Raw genomic sequence first — 20288 nt, forward strand, 5'->3', positions numbered from 1 at the left:
ATAGTGAGTTTGATAAGACAGTTCTTCTGACGGTACCCCAGCATTGTTGCCCGAAGCCGCACGAAGCTGTTTCGACGGCTGGGAAACCCGTCTCTGCATGCTTCAACGGCACGGAACCCGCCGGGGTTCCCGATCGTCCTACCGGGCTTGGGCCGACTGGCTCAGTCTCCCGCCCGGTCCGGCTCAGCCGCCGTAGACGTGGGGGGCGAGCGTACCGACGAACGGCAGGTTGCGGTACTTCTCGGCGTAGTCGAGCCCGTAGCCGACGACGAACTCGTTCGGGATGTCGAAGCCGACCCACTCCACGTCGATGGCGACCTTGGCGGCGTCCGGCTTGCGCAGCAGCGTGCACACCTTCAGGGAGGCGGGCTCGCGGGAGCCGAGGTTGTTGATCAGCCAGGACAGGGTCAGGCCCGAGTCGATGATGTCCTCGACGATCAGGACGTGCCGGCCCTTGATGTCGGTGTCGAGGTCCTTGAGGATGCGGACGACACCGGAGGACTGGGTGCCCGCGCCGTAGGAGGACACGGCCATCCAGTCCATGGTGACGGGGGTGGACAGCGCCCGGGCGAGGTCCGCCATGACCATCACGGCGCCCTTGAGGACGCCGACGATGAGCAGGTCTTTGCCCGCGTACTCCGCGTCGATCTTCGCGGCCAGCTCGGCCAGCTTCGCGTCGATCTCTTCCTTGGTGATGAGTACCTGCTGGAGGTCGGCACCCATGTCTTTCGCGTCCACCCGCATCACTTTCGGTCGTCCCGCACTTACGGCCTCCGGGCTGCCCGGACCGACCGCCGGAGGGTCGCTCCGGGAGGTCGGGATTCAGCCTTGCCGAATCACCAGTCTGCCACCCTGCCGCTGGGCGACGACTCTGCCCGGCAGGTTGATGGCTTTCTGTCCGCGCCAGCCGGTGATGAGGCGGTCGACTTCCTCGATGTGCCGGGCGAAGAGGGAACCGGCCGGGGCTCCGGCCTCGATGGCGGCCCGGCGCAGGATCCGGCGGCGCACGGCGGGGGGCAGCGCGTAGAGCTTGGCGCACTCCAGCAGGCCCGCGGCGTCCCGTACGGAGGCCTCGGCCTGGCCGGCCCAGGCGTCGAGGGCGTCGGCGTCGTCGCGGGAGAGCTGGGCGGTGCGGGCGAGCGCTTCGACGACGCCCTTGCCGAGTGCCTTCTCCAGGGCGGGCAGGCCTTCGTGCCGGAGCCGGGAGCGGGTGTAGGCGGGGTCGGCGTTGTGCGGGTCGTCCCAGACGGGCAGGGACTGGACCATGCAGGCCTTGCGGGCGGTCTGCCGGTCGAGGTGCAGGAAGGGGCGCCGGTAACGGCCGCCGGCCCCCGAGACCGCGGCCATTCCGGACAGGGAGCGGATGCCGGAGCCGCGGGCGAGGCCGAGCAGGACGGTTTCGGCCTGGTCGTCGCGGGTGTGGCCGAGCAGGATCGCGGCGGCGCCGTGGCGTTCGGCCGCCGCGTCGAGGGCGGCGTAGCGGGCGTCGCGGGCGGCGGCCTCGGGCCCTCCGTCGCGGCCCACGGTCACGGCGACGGACTCGACGGGGTCGAGGCCGAGGCCGCGCAGGCGCAGGGCGACCTCGTCGGCGCGGAGGTCGGAGCCGGGCTGGAGGCCGTGGTCGACGGTGACGCCTCCGGCGCGGATGCCCAGTCTGGGGGCCTCGAAGGCGAGGGCGGAGGCGAGCGCCATGGAGTCGGCGCCGCCGGAGCACGCGACGAGCACGAGCGGGGAGGGGGGTCGCTCGGCCGTCCGGTCCGGGTGGGCGCCGGGGGGCTGCCCCGTCGGGTGTGCGTCGAAGGTGCGGTGGTCGTCGAGGAGGTCGTGGAGTACGCGGCGGACCGCCAGGCGTATCGCCGCGACCGCAGGATGGGGACCCATGTCCGGTTCCCTTCATGAAGTTTTCGGGGGGTGAGCCCGAGGTCGGTCACTCAGAGTGTGTAGATGGTGACAGAACCGGGGCGTTCCCCGAGCATTGCACGCCTACGCATGGCTCACGGTCCCTCGGACGGGTGATTGGAGGGGCGTTCGCCTGCCGTCGGCTGGATTCGTCTCACGACCTCTTCGTGTCGTTCACGACTCGGCCTTGCGGTGCACCCGCGCGACCCAGTCCGCCGGTTTGGCGATCTCCGCCTTGGTGGGCAGGGTGTTCGGTGAGGTCCACACGCGGTTGAAGCCGTCGACGCCGACCTCGCCGACGACCGCTCGCACGAAGCGCTCGCCGTCCCGGTACTGCTTGAGTTTGGCGTCCAGACCGAGCAGCTTGCGCAGGGCCTGGTCGAGGCGGGAGGCGCCCTTGGCGCGACGCTGCTGGAACTTCTCGCGGATCTCGGAGACGGTCGGTACGACGCTGGGGCCGACGCCGTCCATGACGAAGTCGGCGTGGCCCTCCAGCAGGGACATCACGGCGGTGAGGCGGCCGAGGATCTCGCGCTGGGCGGGGGTCTGCACCAGTTCCACGAAGGAGCGGCCACCGTCCTCCTCCTCGCCCTCGGGGCGGCCGCCGGCGAGTGACTGGGCGGCTTCCCGGATGCGTTCCAGGAAGGTCATCGGGTCGACGTCGGTCTCCGCCAAGAACGACTGGATTTCGCCCTCGAGGTGGTCGCGCAGCCAGGGGACGGCGGTGAACTGGGTGCGGTGGGTCTCCTCGTGCAGACACACCCACAGCCGGAAGTCGTGGGGTTCGACGTCGAGTTCGCGCTCGACGTGGACGATGTTGGGGGCGACGAGGAGGAGGCGCCCGCCGCCGTTCTCGCCGGCGGGCAGATCGCGGGCGGCCGGGGCGAAGGTCTCGTACTGGCCGAGGACGCGGGAGGACAGGAACGACAGCAGCATGCCGAGTTCGACGCCGGTGACCTTGCCGCCGACGGCGCCGAGGACGGCGCTGCCGGGGTTGTTGGCGCGCCGTTCCTGCATCTTCTCCAGGAGCGGTTTGAGGATCTCGCGGAAACCGGCGACGTTGGCGCGGACCCAGCCGGGGCGGTCGACGACGAGGACCGGGGTGTCGTGGGTCTCCTCGGTGCCCATACGGGTGAAGCCCCGGACGTGTTCCTCCGAGGCCTTCGCATGTCGGCGCAGCTCCGCGACGACGGCCCTGGCCTCGTCGCGGCTGACGTCGGGGCCCGGTCGTACGAGCCGTGTCGCGGTCGCCACCGCGAGGTTCCAGTCGACCATCCCGGGAGATGTGGTGCCACCGAAGCCAGTCATGTTGTCAACCGTACGTGAGCGGTGCGGGTTGGGGCAGGGCATGTGAGGCCGGCAGGTGCCGGGGTGTTGCCGGTGGCCGGCGCGGCAGGCCGTGCCGTGTGGCCGTCCTTACCGGCAGCCGCAGGCCGCCAGTGCCGTGGCCGTCCGGTCCAGGGCCGACTGGGCCTCCTGGGGGTCGGTCGTCTCGGACGCGAGGAAGGCGAAGGCGAGCAGGTGGCCGTCCGCGTCGACCACGGTGCCGGCGAGGGTGTTCACCCCGGTGAGCGTGCCCGTCTTCGCTCGTACGAGTCCGGCCGCGCCGTCGGTGTAGCGGTCGGTCAAGGTGCCGGTGAAGCCTGCGACGGGCAGGCCGGTGAGGACGGGGCGCAGGCCCGGGCGGGCGGGGTCGCCGGCCTTGGCCAGGAGGGCGGTGAGGAGGTTCGCCGTGAGCCGGTCCGCGCGGTCGAGGCCGCTGCCGTCGTGGAAGGAGGCGCCGGACATCGGCAGGCCGAGCTTGCGCAGCTGCGTGGCGATCGCCCTGGCGCCGCCGTCGAAGCTCGCGGGTTCGCCGCTCGCGAGAGCGGTCTGGCGGGCCAGGGTCTCGGCGATGTCGTTGTCGCTGTTGGTCAGCATCCGCTCGACGACGGCCGACAGCGGGGGCGAGGAGACGGTGGCGAGGGTCTCGGCGCGGGTGGTGGCCTTGGAGGGGCCGGGGGACGTCGTCTTGATGCCCGCGTCCTCGAGACCGGCCGCGAACTTGGCGGCGGCGTCCGCCGCCGGGTCGGCCACGCGGGGCGCCGGACCGCTGGTGGAGCCGTTGGTGCGGCCCTCGTCGGCGGCCAGGGCGCTGACGGCGGCGAGGTTGTCGTTGACGCCGATGGGGTGCAGTGCGGGGCCGGTGAAGAGCGTGGTGTCGTACGAGAGCGTGACCTTGTCGATGCCGCGCTCGTGGAGTGCCTTCGCGGTGCCGGCGGCGAGGGTGCGCAGGCTCGCCCAGCCGCCGTTCTTCGCGCGGGCGGTCAGGGTGGGGTCGCCGCCGCCGACGAGGACGAGTTCGCCGGTGTCGGGTTCGAGGGCGGCGCGGGTGGTGAGGCGGTGGTCGGCGCCGAGGGCGGAGAGGGCGGCGGCGGCGGTGGCGATCTTGGTGGTGGAGGCAGGGGTGAGGGGCAGGTCGGCGTCGGCGCCGTAGAGGCGTCCGCCGGTCGTCGCGTCGATGACCGCGGCGGCGCGGCGGCCGCCCGGTGCGGAGGCGTCCAGGAGGGGCCCCAGGACGTCCGAGAGGGCCTTCCCGCCGGGGGCGGCCTTCTTGGTGCCGACAGCGCCCTTGACGCCGCCCAGGCCCATGAGGACCGGCGCGGCGCTCGGCGCGGGCCGCGGCGCCCCCGCCGTCGTGCCCGAGCGGCCGTGATCTGCGCCACCTGGCCGCTCCAGGGCGGCGGCGCGGTCCCGCTCGGCCGTACGCTGACCGTCGGCGTCCCAGGGGCCTGCCACGGTCACCGCTCCGGCGGCCAGTGCCAGGCCCGCGGTGACGGCGCACGCGGTGTACTGCCAGGTCCTGACGGCCTGCGGCCGGGGGAGGTGCGCGGGGCCGGGCCGCACGGCGTTCGCCAGCCGCGCGATCCGCGGTCGCGCGGCCGTCGTGGCCCGTGCCAGTCGCGGTCGTACGGCGTTCGCGATCCGCACCACCTGCGGTCTCGCGGCTCGCCAAGGCCTCAGCTCTGGCACGACCACCAGCCCCTTTCGCGATCACACACCTGCGTGAGGGACACTTAACCACCAGAACTATGTGTTGATCATGGAGGAGCCACCGGTGGAGTTCGACGTCACGATCGAGATCCCGAAGGGTTCGCGCAACAAGTACGAGGTGGACCACGAGACCGGTCGGATCCGCCTGGACCGTCGCCTCTTCACCTCGACCGCCTACCCGACCGACTACGGCTTCGTCGAGAACACCCTCGGCGAGGACGGCGACCCGCTGGACGCGCTGGTCATCCTGGATGAGCCGACCTTCCCGGGCTGCCTCATCAAGTGCCGTGCGATCGGCATGTTCCGCATGACGGACGAGGCGGGCGGCGACGACAAGCTGCTGTGCGTTCCGGCCACCGACCCGCGGGTGGAGCACCTGCGCGACATCCACCACGTGTCGGAGTTCGACCGCCTGGAGATCCAGCACTTCTTCGAGGTGTACAAGGACCTGGAGCCCGGCAAGTCGGTCGAGGGTGCCAACTGGGTGGGCCGCACGGACGCCGAGGTGGAGATCGAGCGGTCGTACAAGCGCTTCAAGGAGCAGGGCGGCCACTGACCGGCCGGTTTGTCGTCTGCGGGCCGCGGCACCCTATGGGGGTGGCGCGGCCCGTCTGCGTAGTCATGCGCATACTGAGGCCTACGGAAGGTGTCGTTCAGGGAGCGGTGCGAGGTGACGGAGGCGGAGGACCGCAAGCCCCGGTCGGACGAGGCGCGGTACGACCCGGAGATCACGTCCGAGTTCGCCGTTCCCCGGGGGCTGGACGTTCCCAAGGCGGGCGGTGAGTCGGAGACGACGTCCGAGTTCGCCGTGCCGGAGGGGCTCGAGGCGCCCCAGCCGCCGAGTCCGGAGCCGGAGGGGTCGGCGTTCAGCACGCCGCACACCTACAGCGCCAAGACCGCCCCGGCCGCGTTCACGCCGGCCACCGGGGTGCCCCTGGTCAGTCTGGTCAAGGACGCGCCGTGGCAGGACCGGATGCGCACGATGCTGCGGATGCCGGTGACCGAGCGGCCGGCTCCGGAACTCGTGCAGCGGGCCGAGGAGGAGGGCCCGGCCGTCCCACGCGTGCTCGACCTGACCCTGCGTATCGGGGAGCTGCTGCTGGCGGGCGGCGAGGGCGCCGAGGACGTGGAGGCCGCGATGTTCGCGGTGTGCCGGTCCTACGGCCTGGACCGCTGCGAGCCCAACGTCACGTTCACGCTGCTGTCGATCTCGCACCAGCCGTCGCTGGTGGAGGACCCGGTGACGGCGTCCCGGACGGTGCGGCGGCGGGGCACCGACTACACGCGTCTGGCGGCCGTGTTCCGGCTGGTGGACGACCTGACCGATCCGGAGACCCATGTCTCGCTGGAGGAGGCCTACCGGCGTCTGGCGGAGATACGCCGCAACCGGCACCCCTACCCCGGCTGGGCGCTGACCCTGGCGAGCGGGCTGCTGGCCGGTGCGGCCTCCGTGCTGGTCGGCGGTGACCTGATCGTGTTCGTGGCGGCCGCGGTGGGCGCGATGCTCGGCGACCGGCTGGCGTGGCTGTGCGCGGGGCGCGGGCTGCCGGAGTTCTACCAGTTCACGGTGGCGGCGATGCCGCCCGCGGCGATCGGTGTGGCGTTCGCGCTGGCGCACGTCGACGTGAAGGCGTCCGCCGTGGTCACCGGTGGGCTGTTCGCGCTGCTGCCGGGGCGGGCGCTGGTGGCGGGCGTGCAGGACGGCCTGACGGGTTTTTACATCACCGCCTCGGCGCGCCTTTTGGAGGTCATGTACTTCTTCGTCGGCATCGTCGCCGGGGTGCTGGTCGTCCTGTATTTCGGTGTGAAGGTCGGCGGCGAGCTGAACCCGGACGCGGCGCTGGCCCTCTCCGAGCGGCCGCTGCTGCAGATCGGGGCCTCCATGCTGCTGTCGCTGACCTTCGCGGTACTGCTCCAGCAGGAACGGTCCACCGTGCTGTGGGTGACCCTCAACGGCGGCGTCGCGTGGTCGGTGTACGGCGCGATGCACTACGCCGGTGACATCTCGCCGGTGGCCTCCACGGCCGTGGCGGCGGGGCTCGTGGGCCTGTTCGGGCAGCTGCTGTCGCGGTACCGGTTCGCGTCCGCGCTGCCGTACACGACGGCGGCGATCGGGCCTCTGCTGCCCGGTTCGGCGACCTACTTCGGGCTGCTGTCCATGGCGCAGAACGAGGTGGACAAGGGGCTGGTGTCCCTGGCCAAGGCGGCGTCGCTGGCCATGGCCATCGCCATCGGGGTCAACCTGGGGTCGGAGATCTCCCGGTTGTTCCTCCGGGTCGGCTCCGCCGGCAAGCGGAGGGCCGCGAAGCGGACCAGGGGCTTCTAGGACGCCTTCGACACGGCCCGCGCCCCTTCAGTGGTTGCGGTGGTCGTGGGGGTACGGGTTCTGGCCGTCGTACTGCTGCTGGGGGTACTGCTGCTGGTCGTAGTACTGGTTGTCGTGGCCCTGGTCGCCGTAACCCTGGTTCCAGTACTGCTGCTCCTGCTGCTGACCCTGCTGCCGGTACGGCTGCTGGTACGGCTGCTCCTGCTGCTGGTACGGCTGCTCGTACGGCTGTTCCTGCTGCTGGTACGGCTGCTCGTACGGCTGTTCCGGCTCGATGCGGCGCAGGCGGGTCGTGGCGTCGTCCATGGCCGGCGCGTGCTGGTACCCGGCGGCCTCGGGCTGCTGCGGGGCCGGCTGGGCCTGCTCGGCCTTCTTGTTCTTGCTCCGCGCGCGGAGGAACTCGATCGCGATCGGGACCACCGAGACGAGGACGATCAGGATGAGGATCGCCTCGATGTTGTTCTTGACGACGTCGTGCTTGCCGAGCCAGGAGCCGAGCAGGGTGACGCCCGCGCCCCACAGGACGCCACCGATGACGTTGAAGATCAGGAACGAGCGGTACTTCATGCCGCTGACGCCCGCGATGATCGGCGTGAACGTACGCACGATCGGCACGAAGCGGGCCAGGACCAGGGACTTCGGGCCGTACTTCTCGAAGAACTCGTGCGCCTTGACGACGTTCTCCTGCTTGAACAGGCGTGAGTCGGGGCGGTTGAACAGGGACGGGCCGACCTTCTTGCCGAACATGTAGCCCGCCTGGTCGCCGAGGATCGCGGCGAGGCAGATCAGGGCGATCGCGGCCCACAGCGGGAAGTCGAGCTGGTGGGAGGTGATCAGCAGACCGCACGTGAACAGCAGCGAGTCACCCGGCAGGAAGAACCCGATGAGCAGGCCGGACTCGGCGAAGACGATGAGCAGCAGGCCCCAGATGCTGTAGGTGTCGAGCAGGTAGTTGGGATCCAGCCAGCTCGGGCCGAGGGCGAGTGTCATCACGGGTCCGGGCTCCTGAGGGGGATGAGGCGGCTACGGCGTCCATGTGGGGCCGCACAACGCTATCAACGCGATGTGACCGCCCCAGGTTCCACCGCCGCCTCCAGGATGCACTGTGCGGCAACCGGCACAAAGCTGTGAGACATGGGACTCGATGACTACGGCGGCGGCCAGGGGCCCCAGCCGGACGTACTGGTCGTGACGACGAACGACGTGCCCGGATACCGGGTGCAACAGGTGCTCGGAGAGGTGTTCGGACTCACCGTACGCTCGCGGCACCTCGGCAGCCAGATCGGCGCCGGGCTGAAGTCGATGATCGGCGGCGAGCTGAAGGGGCTCACCAAGACGCTCGTACAGACCCGCAACCAGGCCATGGAGCGGCTGGTGGAGCAGGCACGCGCGCGGGGGGCCAACGGGGTGCTGATGTTCCGGTTCGACGTGACGGAGGCCGCCGACGTCGGTACCGAGGTGTGCGCGTACGGCACGGCGGTGGTCCTGACCCGGGAGTGAACCCCGCACAGCCGGGCCAGGACGGCTCGGGACAGGTCAGGCGGGCTGCTGGCCGGCGTGCCGGTCGGCGTTCGCGGTGATCGCGTCCCGCAGGTGCTCGGCGAGGCCCGGCCCCATGGAGTCGTAGAACGCCTTGAAGCGCTCGTCGGAGACGTACATGTCGCCCAGGCACCGGTGCATCTCGTACGGGCACGCGTAGAACCACCGGCTGATGTGCTGCCGGTGCTCCTCGGCCAGCTCCATGGCCGCCTCGGCGGACGGCTGCTCACCCGCGGCCACCAGGGCGGCGTACCGCGCGCTCCAGTCGTCGACCTCGGCCTGCAGCCGCTTCCAATCCTCCTTGGTGTACGTGGCGGCGCGGCGCTGTGACTCGGCGTACTCCGCCGTGCCGCCCCAGCGCCGCTCGGCCTCCTCGCGGTACTGCTCGGGGTCCTTGTCCCCGAAGACCTCGAACCGCTCCTCCGGCGTGAGGTTGATGCCCATCGTGCGTGCCTCCATGGCGTGCTCCACGGCCGCGGCCATCTTCTGCAGCTTCTCGATCCGGGCGGTCAGCAGTTCGTGCTGGCGGCGCAGGTGCGCGCGCGGGTCCGCGTCCGGGTCGTCGAGCAGGGCCGCGACCTCGTCGAGCGGGAAGCCCAGCTCCCGGTAGAACAGGATCTGCTGGAGCCGGTCGAGGTCGGCGTCGTTGTAGCGCCGGTGGCCGGCGTACGTGCGCTCGCTGGGCACGAGCAGACCGATCTCGTCGTAGTGGTGCAGGGTGCGCACCGTGATCCCGGCGAACCCCGCGACCTGTCCCACGGAGTAGCTCACTCTTCCGCTCCTTGTCGTCGGTACGCGCTCCACGCTGAGGCCTCACGTCACGTGAGGTGCAAGCCGGATTCCGCTCGGGATGTTGGGTGTGTTTTGTCCGCTTATGGTGAGCCCGTGGCCCAGGAGACCGACCAGCAGGCTCCGTCGACCCGCCCGGCGGCACCGGCGCGGGCGCTTCTGCCGTCCATCCTGCCCGCGGCCGTCGTGGGCGTGGTCGCGAGCCTGGTCTTCGTCGGCGTGAGCACGGCGGCGGAGCGGCTGCAGGACGTGCTGTGGGGTCCGCTGCCGGACGCGCTGGGCGTGGGCCGCTACTCGGTGCTGTGGATGTTCGTGATGCTGGTGGCGACCGGCGTCGCCGTCGGACTGGTGGTCTGGAAGGTGCCGGGTCATGCCGGCCCGGACCCGGCCACCACGGGCCTGGACGCCCCGGTCCTGCCGCCGGCCGTGCTGCCGGGGCTGCTGCTGGCGGCGGCGCTGATGCTGGCGGGCGGACCGAGCCTGGGCCCGGAGAACCCGATCATCGCCGTGAACGTGGGCCTCGCCGCCTGGCTCGGGACGCGTTTCCTGCCGAGGACACCGGGCGCCCTGTGGCCGGTGCTGGCCGAGGCCGCGACGATCGGGGCGTTGTTCGGCACGCCCGTGGCGGCGGCGCTGGTCATCTCCGAGGCGCTGGCCGGACGGCCGATGCGGGGCCTGCTGTGGGACAACCTGTTCGCACCGCTGACGGCCGGCGCGTTCGGGGCCATGACGACCACCCTGGTCGCCCATCCGACCTTCGACCTCGGGCTGCCGCCCATGGGCCACCCGCACTGGAAGGACGTCCTGGCGGCCCTGGTGATCGCTTCGGTGGCCGCGCTGCTCGGCATGTGCGCCGTCCGCGCCTTCCCCTACGTCCACGCGGCCTTCCAGCGGTTGCGGCACCCGATGCTCATGCTCCCGGCCGGCGGAGCCGTCCTGGGTTGCCTGGCGGCCGTGGGTGGCCATCTGACGCTCTTCAAGGGGCTGTCGGAGGTCCACGTGCTGGCATCCGATCCGGACGGCTGGTCGGCCGGGCAGTTCGCCACGATGACGGTGGTCAAACTGGCCGCGCTGCTGGTCGCCGCCTCCTGCGGCTTCCGGGGCGGCCGCATCTTCCCGGCCGTGTTCGTCGGCACGGCACTGGGGCTGTGCGCCCACGCCCTCGTCCCCGCGGTGCATCCCTCGCTGGGTGTCGCCACAGGCGTGCTGGGCATCCTCCTGGCGATCACCCGGCAGGGCTGGGTGAGCCTGTTCACCGCCGCCGCCCTGGTCGCCTCGCCCACCATCATCGCGGTCCTGTGCATCGCCTCGCTGCCGGCCTGGCTGCTGGTGACGGGCCGCCCGCAGATGCAGCTGCGCCCGGACGGCACCCCTGTCCGCTGACCCTCATCCCACCCGGAGGCATATCCATGGCTCTGCACCAAGGTCCCGAGAAGCACCAGGAGCGGGCGATGTCGGTCAACCCGTTCTTCGGGGAGGCCAACCCCGTCGGCGGCATGACCGAGGCGCCGCCCACGCACCGGCTGCCGGACGCCCCGCTGCCCCCGCCGACGGCGTACCAGCTGGTGCACGACGAGCTGATGCTCGACGGCAACGCCCGGCTGAACCTGGCCACGTTCGTCACCACCTGGATGGAGCCGCAGGCCGGGGTGCTGATGGCGGAGTGCCGCGACAAGAACATGATCGACAAGGACGAGTACCCGCGCACGGCCGAGCTGGAGCGGCGCTGCGTGGCGATGCTCGCCGATCTGTGGAACGCGCCGGACCCCTCGGCTGCGGTGGGCTGTTCGACGACCGGGTCGAGCGAGGCGTGCATGCTCGCCGGGATGGCGCTCAAGCGGCGCTGGGCGAAGCGCAACGCCGACCGGTACCCCGGCGCGCGGCCCAATCTGGTCATGGGGATCAACGTCCAGGTGTGCTGGGAGAAGTTCTGCACCTTCTGGGAGGTGGAGGCCCGGCTCGTCCCCATGGAGGGCGACCGCTTCCACCTGGATCCGCAGGCCGCCGCGGAGCTGTGCGACGAGAACACCATCGGGGTCGTCGGCATCCTCGGCTCGACCTTCGACGGCTCCTACGAGCCGATCGCGGAACTGTGCGCGGCCCTGGACGCCCTCCAGGAGCGCACCGGGCTGGACATCCCGGTCCATGTGGACGGGGCGTCCGGCGGGATGGTGGCGCCCTTCCTGGACGAGGACCTGGTGTGGGACTTCCGCCTCCCGCGCGTGGCCTCGATCAACACCTCGGGGCACAAGTACGGGCTGGTCTACCCGGGCGTCGGCTGGGCCCTGTGGCGGGACGGGGAGGCACTGCCCGAGGAGCTGGTCTTCCGGGTCAACTACCTGGGCGGGGACATGCCGACGTTCGCGCTCAACTTCTCCCGGCCCGGCGCCCAGGTGGTGGCGCAGTACTACACGTTCCTGCGGCTGGGCCGCGAGGGCTACCGCGCGGTACAGCAGTCGACACGGGACGTGGCGACCTCGCTCGCCGGGCGGATCGAGGCGCTCGGCGACTTCCGGCTCCTCACGCGCGGGGACCAGCTGCCGGTGTTCGCGCTCACCACGGCCGAGGGCGTCACGGCGTACGACGTCTTCGACGTCTCCCGGCGGCTGCGCGAGGGCGGCTGGCTGGTGCCCGCCTACACCTTCCCGGCGAACCGTGAGGACCTGTCCGTGCTGCGGGTCGTGTGCCGCAACGGCTTCTCGCACGACCTGGCCGACCTGTTCGTGGACGACCTGGCCCGCCTGCTGCCGGAACTGCGCCGGCAGTCGCAGCCGCTGACCCGGGACAAGGGGGCGGCCACCGGCTTCCATCACTAGGGCCTGTCGGCACATTCCCGTGCCGCACGGCCGGCGCCCCCGCTGCTAGGGCGGGCCTCGTTCGGATCAGCCCGGGTCCGCGACGCCCCGGCACGGCCTGATCCGACCTGATCCGAACGAACCCCCCTAGCGGCCCAGCCGCGCGAACTTGCGGACCGCCAGCGGGAAGAACACCGCCAGCAGTCCCAGCGGCCAGGCGACGGCCGCCCAGACGTGCCCCGGCTCGCCGCCCTGGCCGGCCAGCAGGTCCCGTACCGCCGTCGCCGTCCGGGACAGCGGGTTCCACTGCACGACCGGACCCAGCCAGTCCGGCATGGAGTCCGGCACGGCGAAGGCGTTGGAGAGGAAACCGACCGGCCAGACGAGGATCTGCACGGCCTGCACCATCTCGGGCCGCCCGGCGGTCAGGGCGAGGTGGATGCCGACCCACAGCATCGCGAAGCGGAACAGCAGGAGAAGGCCGACGGCGGCCAGGAAGGCCCCGGGGCCGCCGTGCGCCCGCCAGCCCAGCGCGCACGACACCCCGGTCAGCAGGGCCAGGGTGGCCGCCGACTGGAGCATGTCGGCCACCGAACGGCCCACCAGCACGGCCCCGTTCGTCATGGGCAGGGAGCGGAAGCGGTCGATCACCCCCTTGTCGAGGTCCTGGGTGACGTTGAGCATCGTGCCCTCCAGGCCGAAGGCCATGGTGAGCGCGAGCATGCCGGGCACCAGGTAGTCCGTGTAGTCGCCGGTCACGCCCCGGCCGCCACCGACCAGGTAGCCGAACATCAGCAGCAGCATCACCGGGAACACGAGCGCGACCAGCACCTGCCCGGGCCGCCGTGCCCAGTGGGCGAGTTCACGCCGGGTCATGGTCCAGGAGTCGGTCAGGGCGTACGCGGTCACGCGGGCTCCTTCGCTCGGTTCTCGTCGTCGGTGAGGTGCAGGAACACCTCGTCCAGCGTGGGGCGGCGCAGGGCGATGTCCGCGGCCTCGATGCCGGCGGCCTCCAGGGTCCGTACGACACCGGAGAGGGCGGACATGCGGTCGGTGACCGGGACGCTGAGCAGCCGGCGATCGGCGTCCACGGCGCCCCCGGGGACGGGCAGCAGGGCCACCGCGTCGGCGAGCCGGTCCGCGTCGCGCACGACGATGTCGATGCGGTCGCCGCCGGTGAGGGTCTTGAGTTCGTCGGGGGTGCCGTCGGCGACGACCCGGCCCCGGTCCACGAAGGCGATGCGGTGGGCGAGCTGGTCGGCCTCCTCCAGGTACTGGGTGGTGAGCAGGACCGTCGTACCGGCGCCGACCAGGGAGCGGACCGAGGACCAGACCTCGGCGCGGCCGCGCGGGTCGAGGCCGGTGGTGGGCTCGTCCAGGAACAGCACCTCCGGGTCGGTGATCAGGGAGGCGGCCAGGTCGAGGCGGCGGCGCATGCCGCCGCTGTAGCGGGCGACGGGGGTGCGGCCGGTGCCGGTGAGGTCGAAGCGCGCCAGGAGTTCGGCGGCGCGCACGCGCGCGTGGCGGGCGCCGAGGTGGTGCAGGCGGGCGAACATCTCCAGGTTCTGGCGGCCGTCGAGCTGCTCGTCCAGGGCCGCGTGCTGGCCCACCAGGCCGATGCACCGGCGGACCGCGCGGGCGTCGGTCAGCACGTCGTGGCCGGCTACCTCGACGCGTCCGGCGTCCGGCCTGAGCAGTGTGGCCAGGATCCGGACCAGGGTGGTCTTGCCCGCGCCGTTCGGGCCGAGCACCGCGTGCACGGTGCCCCGGGTGACGTGCAGGTCGAGGCCGTTCAGAGCGTGTCGGGTGCCGTAGATCTTGTGTGCGTCCTCGACGGTGATCACCGTGTCGGCCATGCCACTCCCCTCGCTAGTCAATTTTGACTACCCCGCGAAGGTAACGCGGCTCCACTCATTGGTCAAACTTGATTAGCGGTCGTCCTCCGGATGCCGCTCCCCCGTCGCATACGGGTTCGCCCCGTCCTCCGCGAGGATGCCGACGAACGGATCTCCCTCGTCCGCGAAGGTGTACGCGCCGCCCTCGACCCGCCCGACGAGACCGCGGGTCCACTCGGCCTCGGAGTCGGCCGTGTGGACCCACATGTTCATGATCTCGCCGATGTGGCCGTACTGTCCGGGGCCCTCCTCGGGCACGTAGTGCTCGATCACCGCGGACCGCCACTGCTCGATCCGGCGGGTGCGCTCCTTCAGCAGCGCCACCGCCTCCGCCCTCGACAGGTCGACCATGAAGCCGATGGCCGCCGTCTTCATGTCGCCCCGCTGGTCGTAGGTGACCAGCGCGTCGCGCAGCAGGGCGAAGTACTCCTCGACCCCCCGGTCGGTGAGTTCGTACTCGGTGCGCGGCGGCCCGCCGGCCGTGGACGGCGCGATCTCGTGCGCGTGCAGCAGTCCCTGTTTCGCCATCTGCTTCAGGGCGTGGTAGATCGAGCCCGGCTTGGCGTTGGACCACTCGTGCGCGCCCCAGTACTCCAGGTCGTTGCGGACCTGGTAGCCGTGGGCCCGCCCGTGCTGGCGGACCGCGCCCAGCACGAGAAGACGGATCGCTGACATGCGGTCCAGGTTATTGCCGAACGGCGGCCCGCCCCTTCCCGGGCCACCGGCTACCCGGCCTGCTCCAGGGCCACCAGCTCGAACGCGGTCTTCCCGTCCAGGGACTCGCGGATGATGTCGGCGTGGCCGGAGTGCCGGGCCGTCTCACGGATCAGGTGCAGACACAGCCAGCGCAGCGACACGCGGCCCTCGGGCGGGAACCAGGGGTCGGGCGGCAGCGGGAAGGTGTCGTCCAGGCTCGGCGCGGAGCGGACGAGCTTCTCCGTCTCGGCGGCGACCTCCTCCCAGTACGCCAGCTGCGAGGCCACCGTCTCGTCGCCGACCAGCCGGAAGGTCTCGTGCCAGTTCGACTCGTCGCGGCGCACCGCCGGCGGCTCCTGCCTGGCCCGCGCGACCCAGCTCTGCTCCACCTCGGCGACGTGCTTGAGCAGGCCGCCCAGGGACAGCTCGCTGACGCTCGGGCGGGTGCGGGCCTGCTCCTCGGTCAGCCCCATGAGCGCCCTGCGGATCCCGCCGCGCTGCTCCTCGATGAACGCGAGCAGTGCTCCTCGCTCGTCGCCCTTCGCCTCCGCCGGCACGTGCATGACCATGGCCTGCCGCCTTTCATCGGGTCGGTTCGTCGGGGTCCCTCTCCCTGACACCGATGACGCTACGGGCCCTTGCGGTCAGCTTCTGTCCGCAAGGGCCCGACGCTCCGCGAGAGGCGGAAAAAACGGAGGAACGAGGAGAACGAGGAGGGCGAGACGGTCAGAACGGGAAGCCGCTGCGGCCGTGCTGCACCGAGATCCACTTGATGGTGGTGAAGGCCTCCAGCGTCGTCTCGCCGTTGAGACGGCCGATGCCGGAGTGCTTCTCGCCGCCGAAGGGCACGAGCGGCTCGTCGTGGACGGTGCCGTCGTTCACGTGGAACATGCCGGTGTCGATCCGCTTGGCGAAGGCGACGCCCCGCTCGATGTCACCCGTGTGGACGGCGCCGCTGAGGCCGTACGGGGTGTCGTTGACGATCCGGACCGCCTCCTCCTCGCCGTCGAACGGGATGAGGAAGACCACCGGGCCGAAGACCTCCTGCCGCAGCAGTGCGGAGTCGGCGGGGACGCCGGTGAGCACGCTGGGCTCGACCAGGTTGTTGGTCGTGGTGCCGTGCACGAGGGCCGTGGCGCCCTCGGCGATCGCCTGCTCGACGGTGCCCGAGACGGCATTCGCCTGCGCGGAGTTGATCACCGGGCCGATGACGGTCTGCGGGTCGCGCGGGTCGCCTACCTTGAGGGTCCTGACCTTGGCGACGAACTTCTCGGTGAACTCGTCGGCGACGGCACCGTCCACGAGGACCCGGTTGGCGGCCATGCAGACCTGGCCCTGGTGGACGAACCGGCTGAAGACCGCCGCGTCCACCGCGTAGTCGATGTCGGCGTCGTCCAGCACCACCAGCGCGCTGTTGCCGCCCAGTTCGAGCACCGAGCGCTTGAAGTGCTTGGCGCAGACGGTGGCGACGTGCCGGCCGACCTTGTCGGAACCGGTGAAGGAGATGACCTTCGGGACCGGGTGCTCGAGGAACGCGTCGCCGATCTCGGCGATGTCGGTGACGACGACGTTGAGCAGGCCGCCGGGCAGCCCGGCCTCCTCGAAGATCTTGGCGAGCAGGGTGCCGCCCGCGATCGGGGTGTTCTGGTGCGGCTTGAGGACCACGCCGTTGCCGAGCGCGAGGGCCGGGGCGACCGACTTCAGCGACAGCAGGAAGGGGAAGTTGAACGGACTGATCACGCCCACGACCCCGACCGGGACCCGGTAGACGCGGTTCTCCTTGCCGTCGGTCGGGGACGGCAGGATCTTGCCCTCGGGGCGCAGCGCGAGGTGGATCGACTCGCGCAGGAACTCCTTGGCGAGGTGCAGTTCGAAGCCGGCCTTCACGCGCGTGCCGCCCAGTTCCGCGATGATCAGGTCGGCTATCTCCTGCTCGCGGTCCTCTATCAGCCTGAGCGCCCGCTCGAAGACCGCGCGCCGCGTGTAGGGGTTGGTCTCGGCCCACTGCTTCTGGGCGCGGGCGGCCGCCTGGTAGGCCTGGTCCACCTCGCCGACCGTGGCCACCGTGATCGAGGCCAGCTTCTCGTCGTCGTAGGGGTTGAAGTCGATCACGTCCCAGGAGCCGGTGCCCGGACGCCACTCGCCGTCGATGTACTGCTGGGCCAGGTCGGTGAAGTAGGACGACATGTGATCCCTCAATCGCTAGCGGACACCAGATCTACGCCACGTCTGATCACACGTCATCGTACTTGTGTTTAAAGAGAGTTGAGGGTGACCACTCAAGACAGCTGGAGCAGACCCCGGAGCAGATCCCGGCTCTCGTCGGGGCCCGGGCTGTCCTGCTGCAGCTCCTTCAGGGCCTGCTCGTACTGGGCGACGTCCTCGCGCTTGTCCAGATAGAGGGCGCTGGTCAGCTGCTCCAGGTACACCACGTCGGACAGGTCGGCGTCGGGGAAGCTGAGGATGGTGAAGGCGCCGCTCTCACCGGAGTGCCCGCCGAAGCCGAACGGCATGATCTGCAGCCGTACGTTGGGCCGCTGGGAGATGTCGATCAGGTGCTGGAGCTGGCCGCGCATCACCTCGCGGTCCCCGTAGGGGCGGCGCAGGGCCGCCTCGTCCAGGACGATGTGGAACTCGGGGGCGGTGTCGGAGAGCAGGTACCTCTGCCGCTCCAGGCGCAGCGCCACCCGCCGCTCGACGTCGGCGGCGCTCGCACCCTTCATGCCGCGCCGGACCACCGCGCGGGCGTACTCCTCGGTCTGCAGCAGGCCGTGCACGAACTGCACCTCGTAGGCGCGGATCAGGGCGGCGGCGCCCTCCAGGCCCACGTAAGTGGGGAACCAGCTGGGCAGGACGTCGGTGTAACTGTGCCACCAGCCCGCCACGTTGGCCTCCCGGGCGAGGGAGAGCAGCGACTCGCGCTCGGCCTCGTCGTTGATGCCGTACAGCGTCAGCAGGTCTTCGACGTCTCTGGTCTTGAAGCTCACCCGGCCCAGCTCCATCCGGCTGATCTTCGACTCGGAGGCGCGGATCGAGTACCCCGCCGCCTCGCGCGTGATGCCCCGTGCTTCACGCAGTCGCCTGAGTTGCGAGCCGAGCAGCATCCGCCGCACCACCGATCCGGGCTCTCCCGCGCTCACGTTCGCCAGCCTCCCCAACCGTCTTCAGGGCCCGTCAGTCTGCCACTAAAACACTTCGAGCAGTACTCGTACGGTTACGGAAACGGAAAGGGCTCGGCCGTTTCTGCCTGCTCCGCACCGGGGAAAGGTCGGGACCACTGGCGGAAGCCGCCGGGAAGATGGCAGAAAAAATGGCCAAGAAGCGGTACGGGAAGGGCTATTTCGGTCGCGTGCACGTGCATCTGCCCTTGCATCTGCTCTTGGCTTCCGAAACCATGGTGCCGCGCCACCGCTGCATCGCAACGACCGCGAATCCCGGGAGTGCCTCGCATGGGGACGAATGGATCGACCATGCTCAAGCCGTTACGGCAGGGCCTTCCGCCTCTGGACCCCACGGCCGTCTCCGATGCCGCCTCCTGTGCCCTGCCCGCCCGCTACGAGGCGGTACGCGAGGCCCGGCGCTTCACCAGAGACACCCTCGGCCAGTGGGACGTCGGCGACCGCTTCGACGACATATGCCTCGTCGTCTCCGAACTCGTCACCAACGCCCTGCGCCACGCGGTGCCGGCCGACCTGGGCCGCTGCGACGAACGCAGTCCGTCCGTGCGGCTGCATCTGATGCGCTGGACCGAGCGGCTGGTGTGCGCGGTGCGGGACCCGAGCCACGAGACCCCGGTCCCGCGGGATTCGGACGACTTCTCGGCCGAGTCGGGCCGCGGCCTGTTCCTGGTCGACTCCTTCGCCGACAGCTGGGGCTGGCACCCGCTCGCGGGCACCCTCGACGGCAAGGTCGTCTGGGCGATGTTCCGGCTCCGGCCGGCCGGCTGACACCTACGGCGACCGGGGTCCACCGAGCCCCTACGCGTGCCGTGGTTTCTACGCGCGTCACCCCGGACTCTTCGCGGAGCGGACATCGTTGCCACCGGAAGCCCGCAGGGGACCGGGCGGTCAGCTCGCCGTCAGATGGTCGAACTCGCCGTCCTTGACGCCGAGGAGCATCGCCTCGATCTCCGCGCGGGTATAGACGAGCGCGGGCCCGTCCGGGAAACGCGAGTTGCGTACGGCGACGTCACCGCCCGGCAGCCGCGCGAACTCCACGCAGGAACCCTGCGAATTGCTGTGTCTGCTCTTCTGCCAGGCCACCCCGTTCAGCTGCGTGGCAGCCATGCCGTTGTACACGTCATACCCCCCGTAAACGCCGTCAACGTCGCGGTCCACAGGTCGCTCCCCGGTGGTGCACTGGCTGGTGTGGCCATAGATGCGGTGGTCAACTGTCCCGGATCATAACCCCGTTCACGTGCGGATGCTTGAGCAGATGCACGTGCACGAGGGGTATTGCCGCGATTACAGCTTTGACGAGCGCTTTACCCGAGCTGTTCCAGCACCTGCCCCAGAGCAGGCAGCACATGCCCTTTCCAGCCCCCGTCCATGATCTTCCGTGCCATCAGCTGAGCCGGGTCGTCCGGATCGAACCCCTCGTGCACTAGGAAGAGACGCGTACCGCGCCCTTCCTGTTCCAGTGTCCAGGTGAGGGTCCAGTCCGCGGGATTGGCCGGATCGGCGTCCGCCCACCGGAGGGACAGCATCCGCTCGGTGTCGTAGGCGAGCACCCGCACCTCCACGACCCCGGAGAAGCGGGAGTTGGGACGCGGGACGGAGGTCATCCGGTACCGGTGGCCGACCTGGAGCCGGAAGTCCTCGGCGCCGGGCATCTGCCAGCGGGCGAGCAGCTCGGGGTCGGTCAGGGCGCGCCAGACCTTGGCGGGCGGATGAGGGAAGAACTGGTCGACGCGGATCGTGGTGAGGTCGCCGTCCGCGCCGCTCTCAGGTGCTGTGCTCATGACCGGTCATCGTCGGGTATGCGGTCGAGCAGTTCGCCGAGGCCCCTCAGCCGCTCGCGCCAGAACCGCTCGTACGGATGGAGCCAGTCCTGCACCTCGGCGAGCGGGGCCGCCTCGAGCCGGTAGATGCGCTGCCGTCCGGAGCGCTGTTCGGAGACGAGGCCGGCCTCCCGGAGCACCTTGAGGTGTTCCGAGAGGCTCGGCCGGCGCATGTCGAAGTGGTCGGCCAGGGCCTGCACGGGCTGCGGTCCGCGCTCGCGCAGCAGCCGCAGCACGTCGCGGCGGGTGGCGTTGGCGAGCGCGGCGAAGACGCGGTCCTCGACGGCGGCCTCTCGGGCCCCGGCTGCGGGCATGGC

At 70.8% G+C, this 20288-nt stretch carries 21 protein-coding genes; 6 read left to right on the forward strand and 15 right to left on the reverse strand.

What is annotated here, in order from left to right:
• Positions 1 to 183 precede the first annotated feature (183 nt).
• The 4 genes from hpt to dacB form a co-directional block, all read right to left on the reverse strand.
• The gene (hpt, locus tag ACZ5CW_RS33095) at positions 184 to 744 is read right to left on the reverse strand and encodes a hypoxanthine phosphoribosyltransferase (RefSeq protein ID WP_030342680.1); all 561 of its coding nucleotides are present in this window, start codon (positions 742 to 744) and stop codon (positions 184 to 186) included.
• A 78-nt stretch (positions 745 to 822) separates the two neighbouring features.
• Positions 823 to 1881 carry a tRNA lysidine(34) synthetase TilS gene (tilS, locus tag ACZ5CW_RS33100; protein WP_468607953.1) on the reverse strand — a complete coding sequence of 353 codons (1059 nt, stop codon included), beginning with the start codon at positions 1879 to 1881 and terminating at the stop codon, positions 823 to 825.
• A 192-nt stretch (positions 1882 to 2073) separates the two neighbouring features.
• Positions 2074 to 3207: a zinc-dependent metalloprotease gene (locus tag ACZ5CW_RS33105; RefSeq protein ID WP_468607955.1), complete on the reverse strand. Its 1134-nt coding sequence runs from the start codon at positions 3205 to 3207 to the stop codon at positions 2074 to 2076.
• 108 nt (positions 3208 to 3315) lie between these two features.
• Entirely contained in the window at positions 3316 to 4872 is a 1557-nt protein-coding gene (dacB, locus tag ACZ5CW_RS33110) for a D-alanyl-D-alanine carboxypeptidase/D-alanyl-D-alanine endopeptidase (RefSeq protein WP_468608105.1), read from the reverse strand.
• Positions 4873 to 4996: 124 nt separating this feature from the next.
• Here dacB and ACZ5CW_RS33115 point away from each other — a divergent pair, with 124 nt between their 5' ends.
• Both ACZ5CW_RS33115 and ACZ5CW_RS33120 read left to right on the forward strand, forming a co-directional pair.
• A complete protein-coding gene (locus tag ACZ5CW_RS33115) occupies positions 4997 to 5488 on the forward strand; it encodes an inorganic diphosphatase (protein WP_046730908.1) in 492 nt (163 codons plus the stop codon).
• Positions 5489 to 5602: 114 nt separating this feature from the next.
• Positions 5603 to 7258, forward strand: coding sequence for a threonine/serine exporter family protein (locus ACZ5CW_RS33120; RefSeq protein ID WP_468607958.1), 1656 nt, complete (start codon positions 5603 to 5605; stop codon positions 7256 to 7258).
• 27 nt (positions 7259 to 7285) lie between these two features.
• On the opposite strand, the gene ACZ5CW_RS33125 is transcribed toward ACZ5CW_RS33120, so the two are convergent.
• Positions 7286 to 8251 (reverse strand): DedA family protein, encoded by a 966-nt coding sequence (locus ACZ5CW_RS33125; RefSeq protein WP_468607960.1) that lies wholly within the window; start codon positions 8249 to 8251, stop codon positions 7286 to 7288.
• A 141-nt stretch (positions 8252 to 8392) separates the two neighbouring features.
• Between ACZ5CW_RS33125 and ACZ5CW_RS33130 the strand changes: the two genes are divergently transcribed.
• Positions 8393 to 8758, forward strand: coding sequence for a YbjQ family protein (locus tag ACZ5CW_RS33130; protein ID WP_468607962.1), 366 nt, complete (start codon positions 8393 to 8395; stop codon positions 8756 to 8758).
• A gap of 36 nt (positions 8759 to 8794) precedes the next feature.
• Here ACZ5CW_RS33130 and ACZ5CW_RS33135 read toward each other — a convergent pair whose 3' ends face one another.
• Positions 8795 to 9568, reverse strand: coding sequence for a MerR family transcriptional regulator (locus ACZ5CW_RS33135; RefSeq protein WP_468607964.1), 774 nt, complete (start codon positions 9566 to 9568; stop codon positions 8795 to 8797).
• Positions 9569 to 9682: 114 nt separating this feature from the next.
• Between ACZ5CW_RS33135 and ACZ5CW_RS33140 the strand changes: the two genes are divergently transcribed.
• Both ACZ5CW_RS33140 and ACZ5CW_RS33145 read left to right on the forward strand, forming a co-directional pair.
• Positions 9683 to 10969: an ion channel protein gene (locus ACZ5CW_RS33140; protein ID WP_468607966.1), complete on the forward strand. Its 1287-nt coding sequence runs from the start codon at positions 9683 to 9685 to the stop codon at positions 10967 to 10969.
• Between the two features lie 26 nt (positions 10970 to 10995).
• Positions 10996 to 12402: a glutamate decarboxylase gene (locus ACZ5CW_RS33145; RefSeq protein ID WP_468607968.1), complete on the forward strand. Its 1407-nt coding sequence runs from the start codon at positions 10996 to 10998 to the stop codon at positions 12400 to 12402.
• A gap of 126 nt (positions 12403 to 12528) precedes the next feature.
• On the opposite strand, the gene ACZ5CW_RS33150 is transcribed toward ACZ5CW_RS33145, so the two are convergent.
• From ACZ5CW_RS33150 to ACZ5CW_RS33175, 6 genes are all read right to left on the reverse strand, one after another.
• Entirely contained in the window at positions 12529 to 13290 is a 762-nt protein-coding gene (locus ACZ5CW_RS33150) for an ABC transporter permease (protein WP_468607970.1), read from the reverse strand.
• The gene (locus ACZ5CW_RS33155) at positions 13287 to 14237 is read right to left on the reverse strand and encodes an ATP-binding cassette domain-containing protein (RefSeq protein WP_468607972.1); all 951 of its coding nucleotides are present in this window, start codon (positions 14235 to 14237) and stop codon (positions 13287 to 13289) included. The genes ACZ5CW_RS33150 and ACZ5CW_RS33155 overlap by 4 nt, the downstream gene beginning before the upstream one ends.
• Positions 14238 to 14309: 72 nt before the next feature.
• Positions 14310 to 14951, reverse strand: a complete 642-nt coding sequence (locus ACZ5CW_RS33160) for a PadR family transcriptional regulator (protein ID WP_468607974.1) — start codon at positions 14949 to 14951, stop codon at positions 14310 to 14312.
• A gap of 50 nt (positions 14952 to 15001) precedes the next feature.
• Complete coding sequence (locus ACZ5CW_RS33165) at positions 15002 to 15541, reverse strand: DinB family protein (RefSeq protein ID WP_468607976.1); 540 nt, start codon at positions 15539 to 15541, stop codon at positions 15002 to 15004.
• A 157-nt stretch (positions 15542 to 15698) separates the two neighbouring features.
• On the reverse strand, positions 15699 to 17159 hold the full coding sequence (locus tag ACZ5CW_RS33170) for an aldehyde dehydrogenase family protein (protein ID WP_468607978.1): 1461 nt from the start codon (positions 17157 to 17159) through the stop codon (positions 15699 to 15701).
• 92 nt (positions 17160 to 17251) lie between these two features.
• Positions 17252 to 18076: a helix-turn-helix domain-containing protein gene (locus tag ACZ5CW_RS33175; RefSeq protein WP_468608107.1), complete on the reverse strand. Its 825-nt coding sequence runs from the start codon at positions 18074 to 18076 to the stop codon at positions 17252 to 17254.
• Positions 18077 to 18442: 366 nt separating this feature from the next.
• On the opposite strand from ACZ5CW_RS33175, the gene ACZ5CW_RS33180 reads away from it, so the two are divergent.
• Positions 18443 to 18919 carry an ATP-binding protein gene (locus ACZ5CW_RS33180; RefSeq protein ID WP_468607980.1) on the forward strand — a complete coding sequence of 159 codons (477 nt, stop codon included), beginning with the start codon at positions 18443 to 18445 and terminating at the stop codon, positions 18917 to 18919.
• A 120-nt stretch (positions 18920 to 19039) separates the two neighbouring features.
• Here the strand turns inward: ACZ5CW_RS33180 and ACZ5CW_RS33185 are convergent, their stop codons facing one another.
• The 3 genes from ACZ5CW_RS33185 to ACZ5CW_RS33195 all read right to left on the reverse strand — a co-directional run bounded on the left by ACZ5CW_RS33185 (position 19040) and on the right by ACZ5CW_RS33195 (position 20285).
• Positions 19040 to 19309: a DUF397 domain-containing protein gene (locus ACZ5CW_RS33185; RefSeq protein ID WP_468607982.1), complete on the reverse strand. Its 270-nt coding sequence runs from the start codon at positions 19307 to 19309 to the stop codon at positions 19040 to 19042.
• A gap of 146 nt (positions 19310 to 19455) precedes the next feature.
• Positions 19456 to 19932 carry an SRPBCC family protein gene (locus tag ACZ5CW_RS33190; protein WP_468607984.1) on the reverse strand — a complete coding sequence of 159 codons (477 nt, stop codon included), beginning with the start codon at positions 19930 to 19932 and terminating at the stop codon, positions 19456 to 19458.
• Positions 19929 to 20285 carry an ArsR/SmtB family transcription factor gene (locus ACZ5CW_RS33195; RefSeq protein WP_468607986.1) on the reverse strand — a complete coding sequence of 119 codons (357 nt, stop codon included), beginning with the start codon at positions 20283 to 20285 and terminating at the stop codon, positions 19929 to 19931. Before ACZ5CW_RS33195 ends, ACZ5CW_RS33190 begins: the two co-directional genes overlap by 4 nt.
• Positions 20286 to 20288: the final 3 nt, after the last annotated feature.

The organism is Streptomyces sp. NPDC031379 (assembly GCF_055569615.1).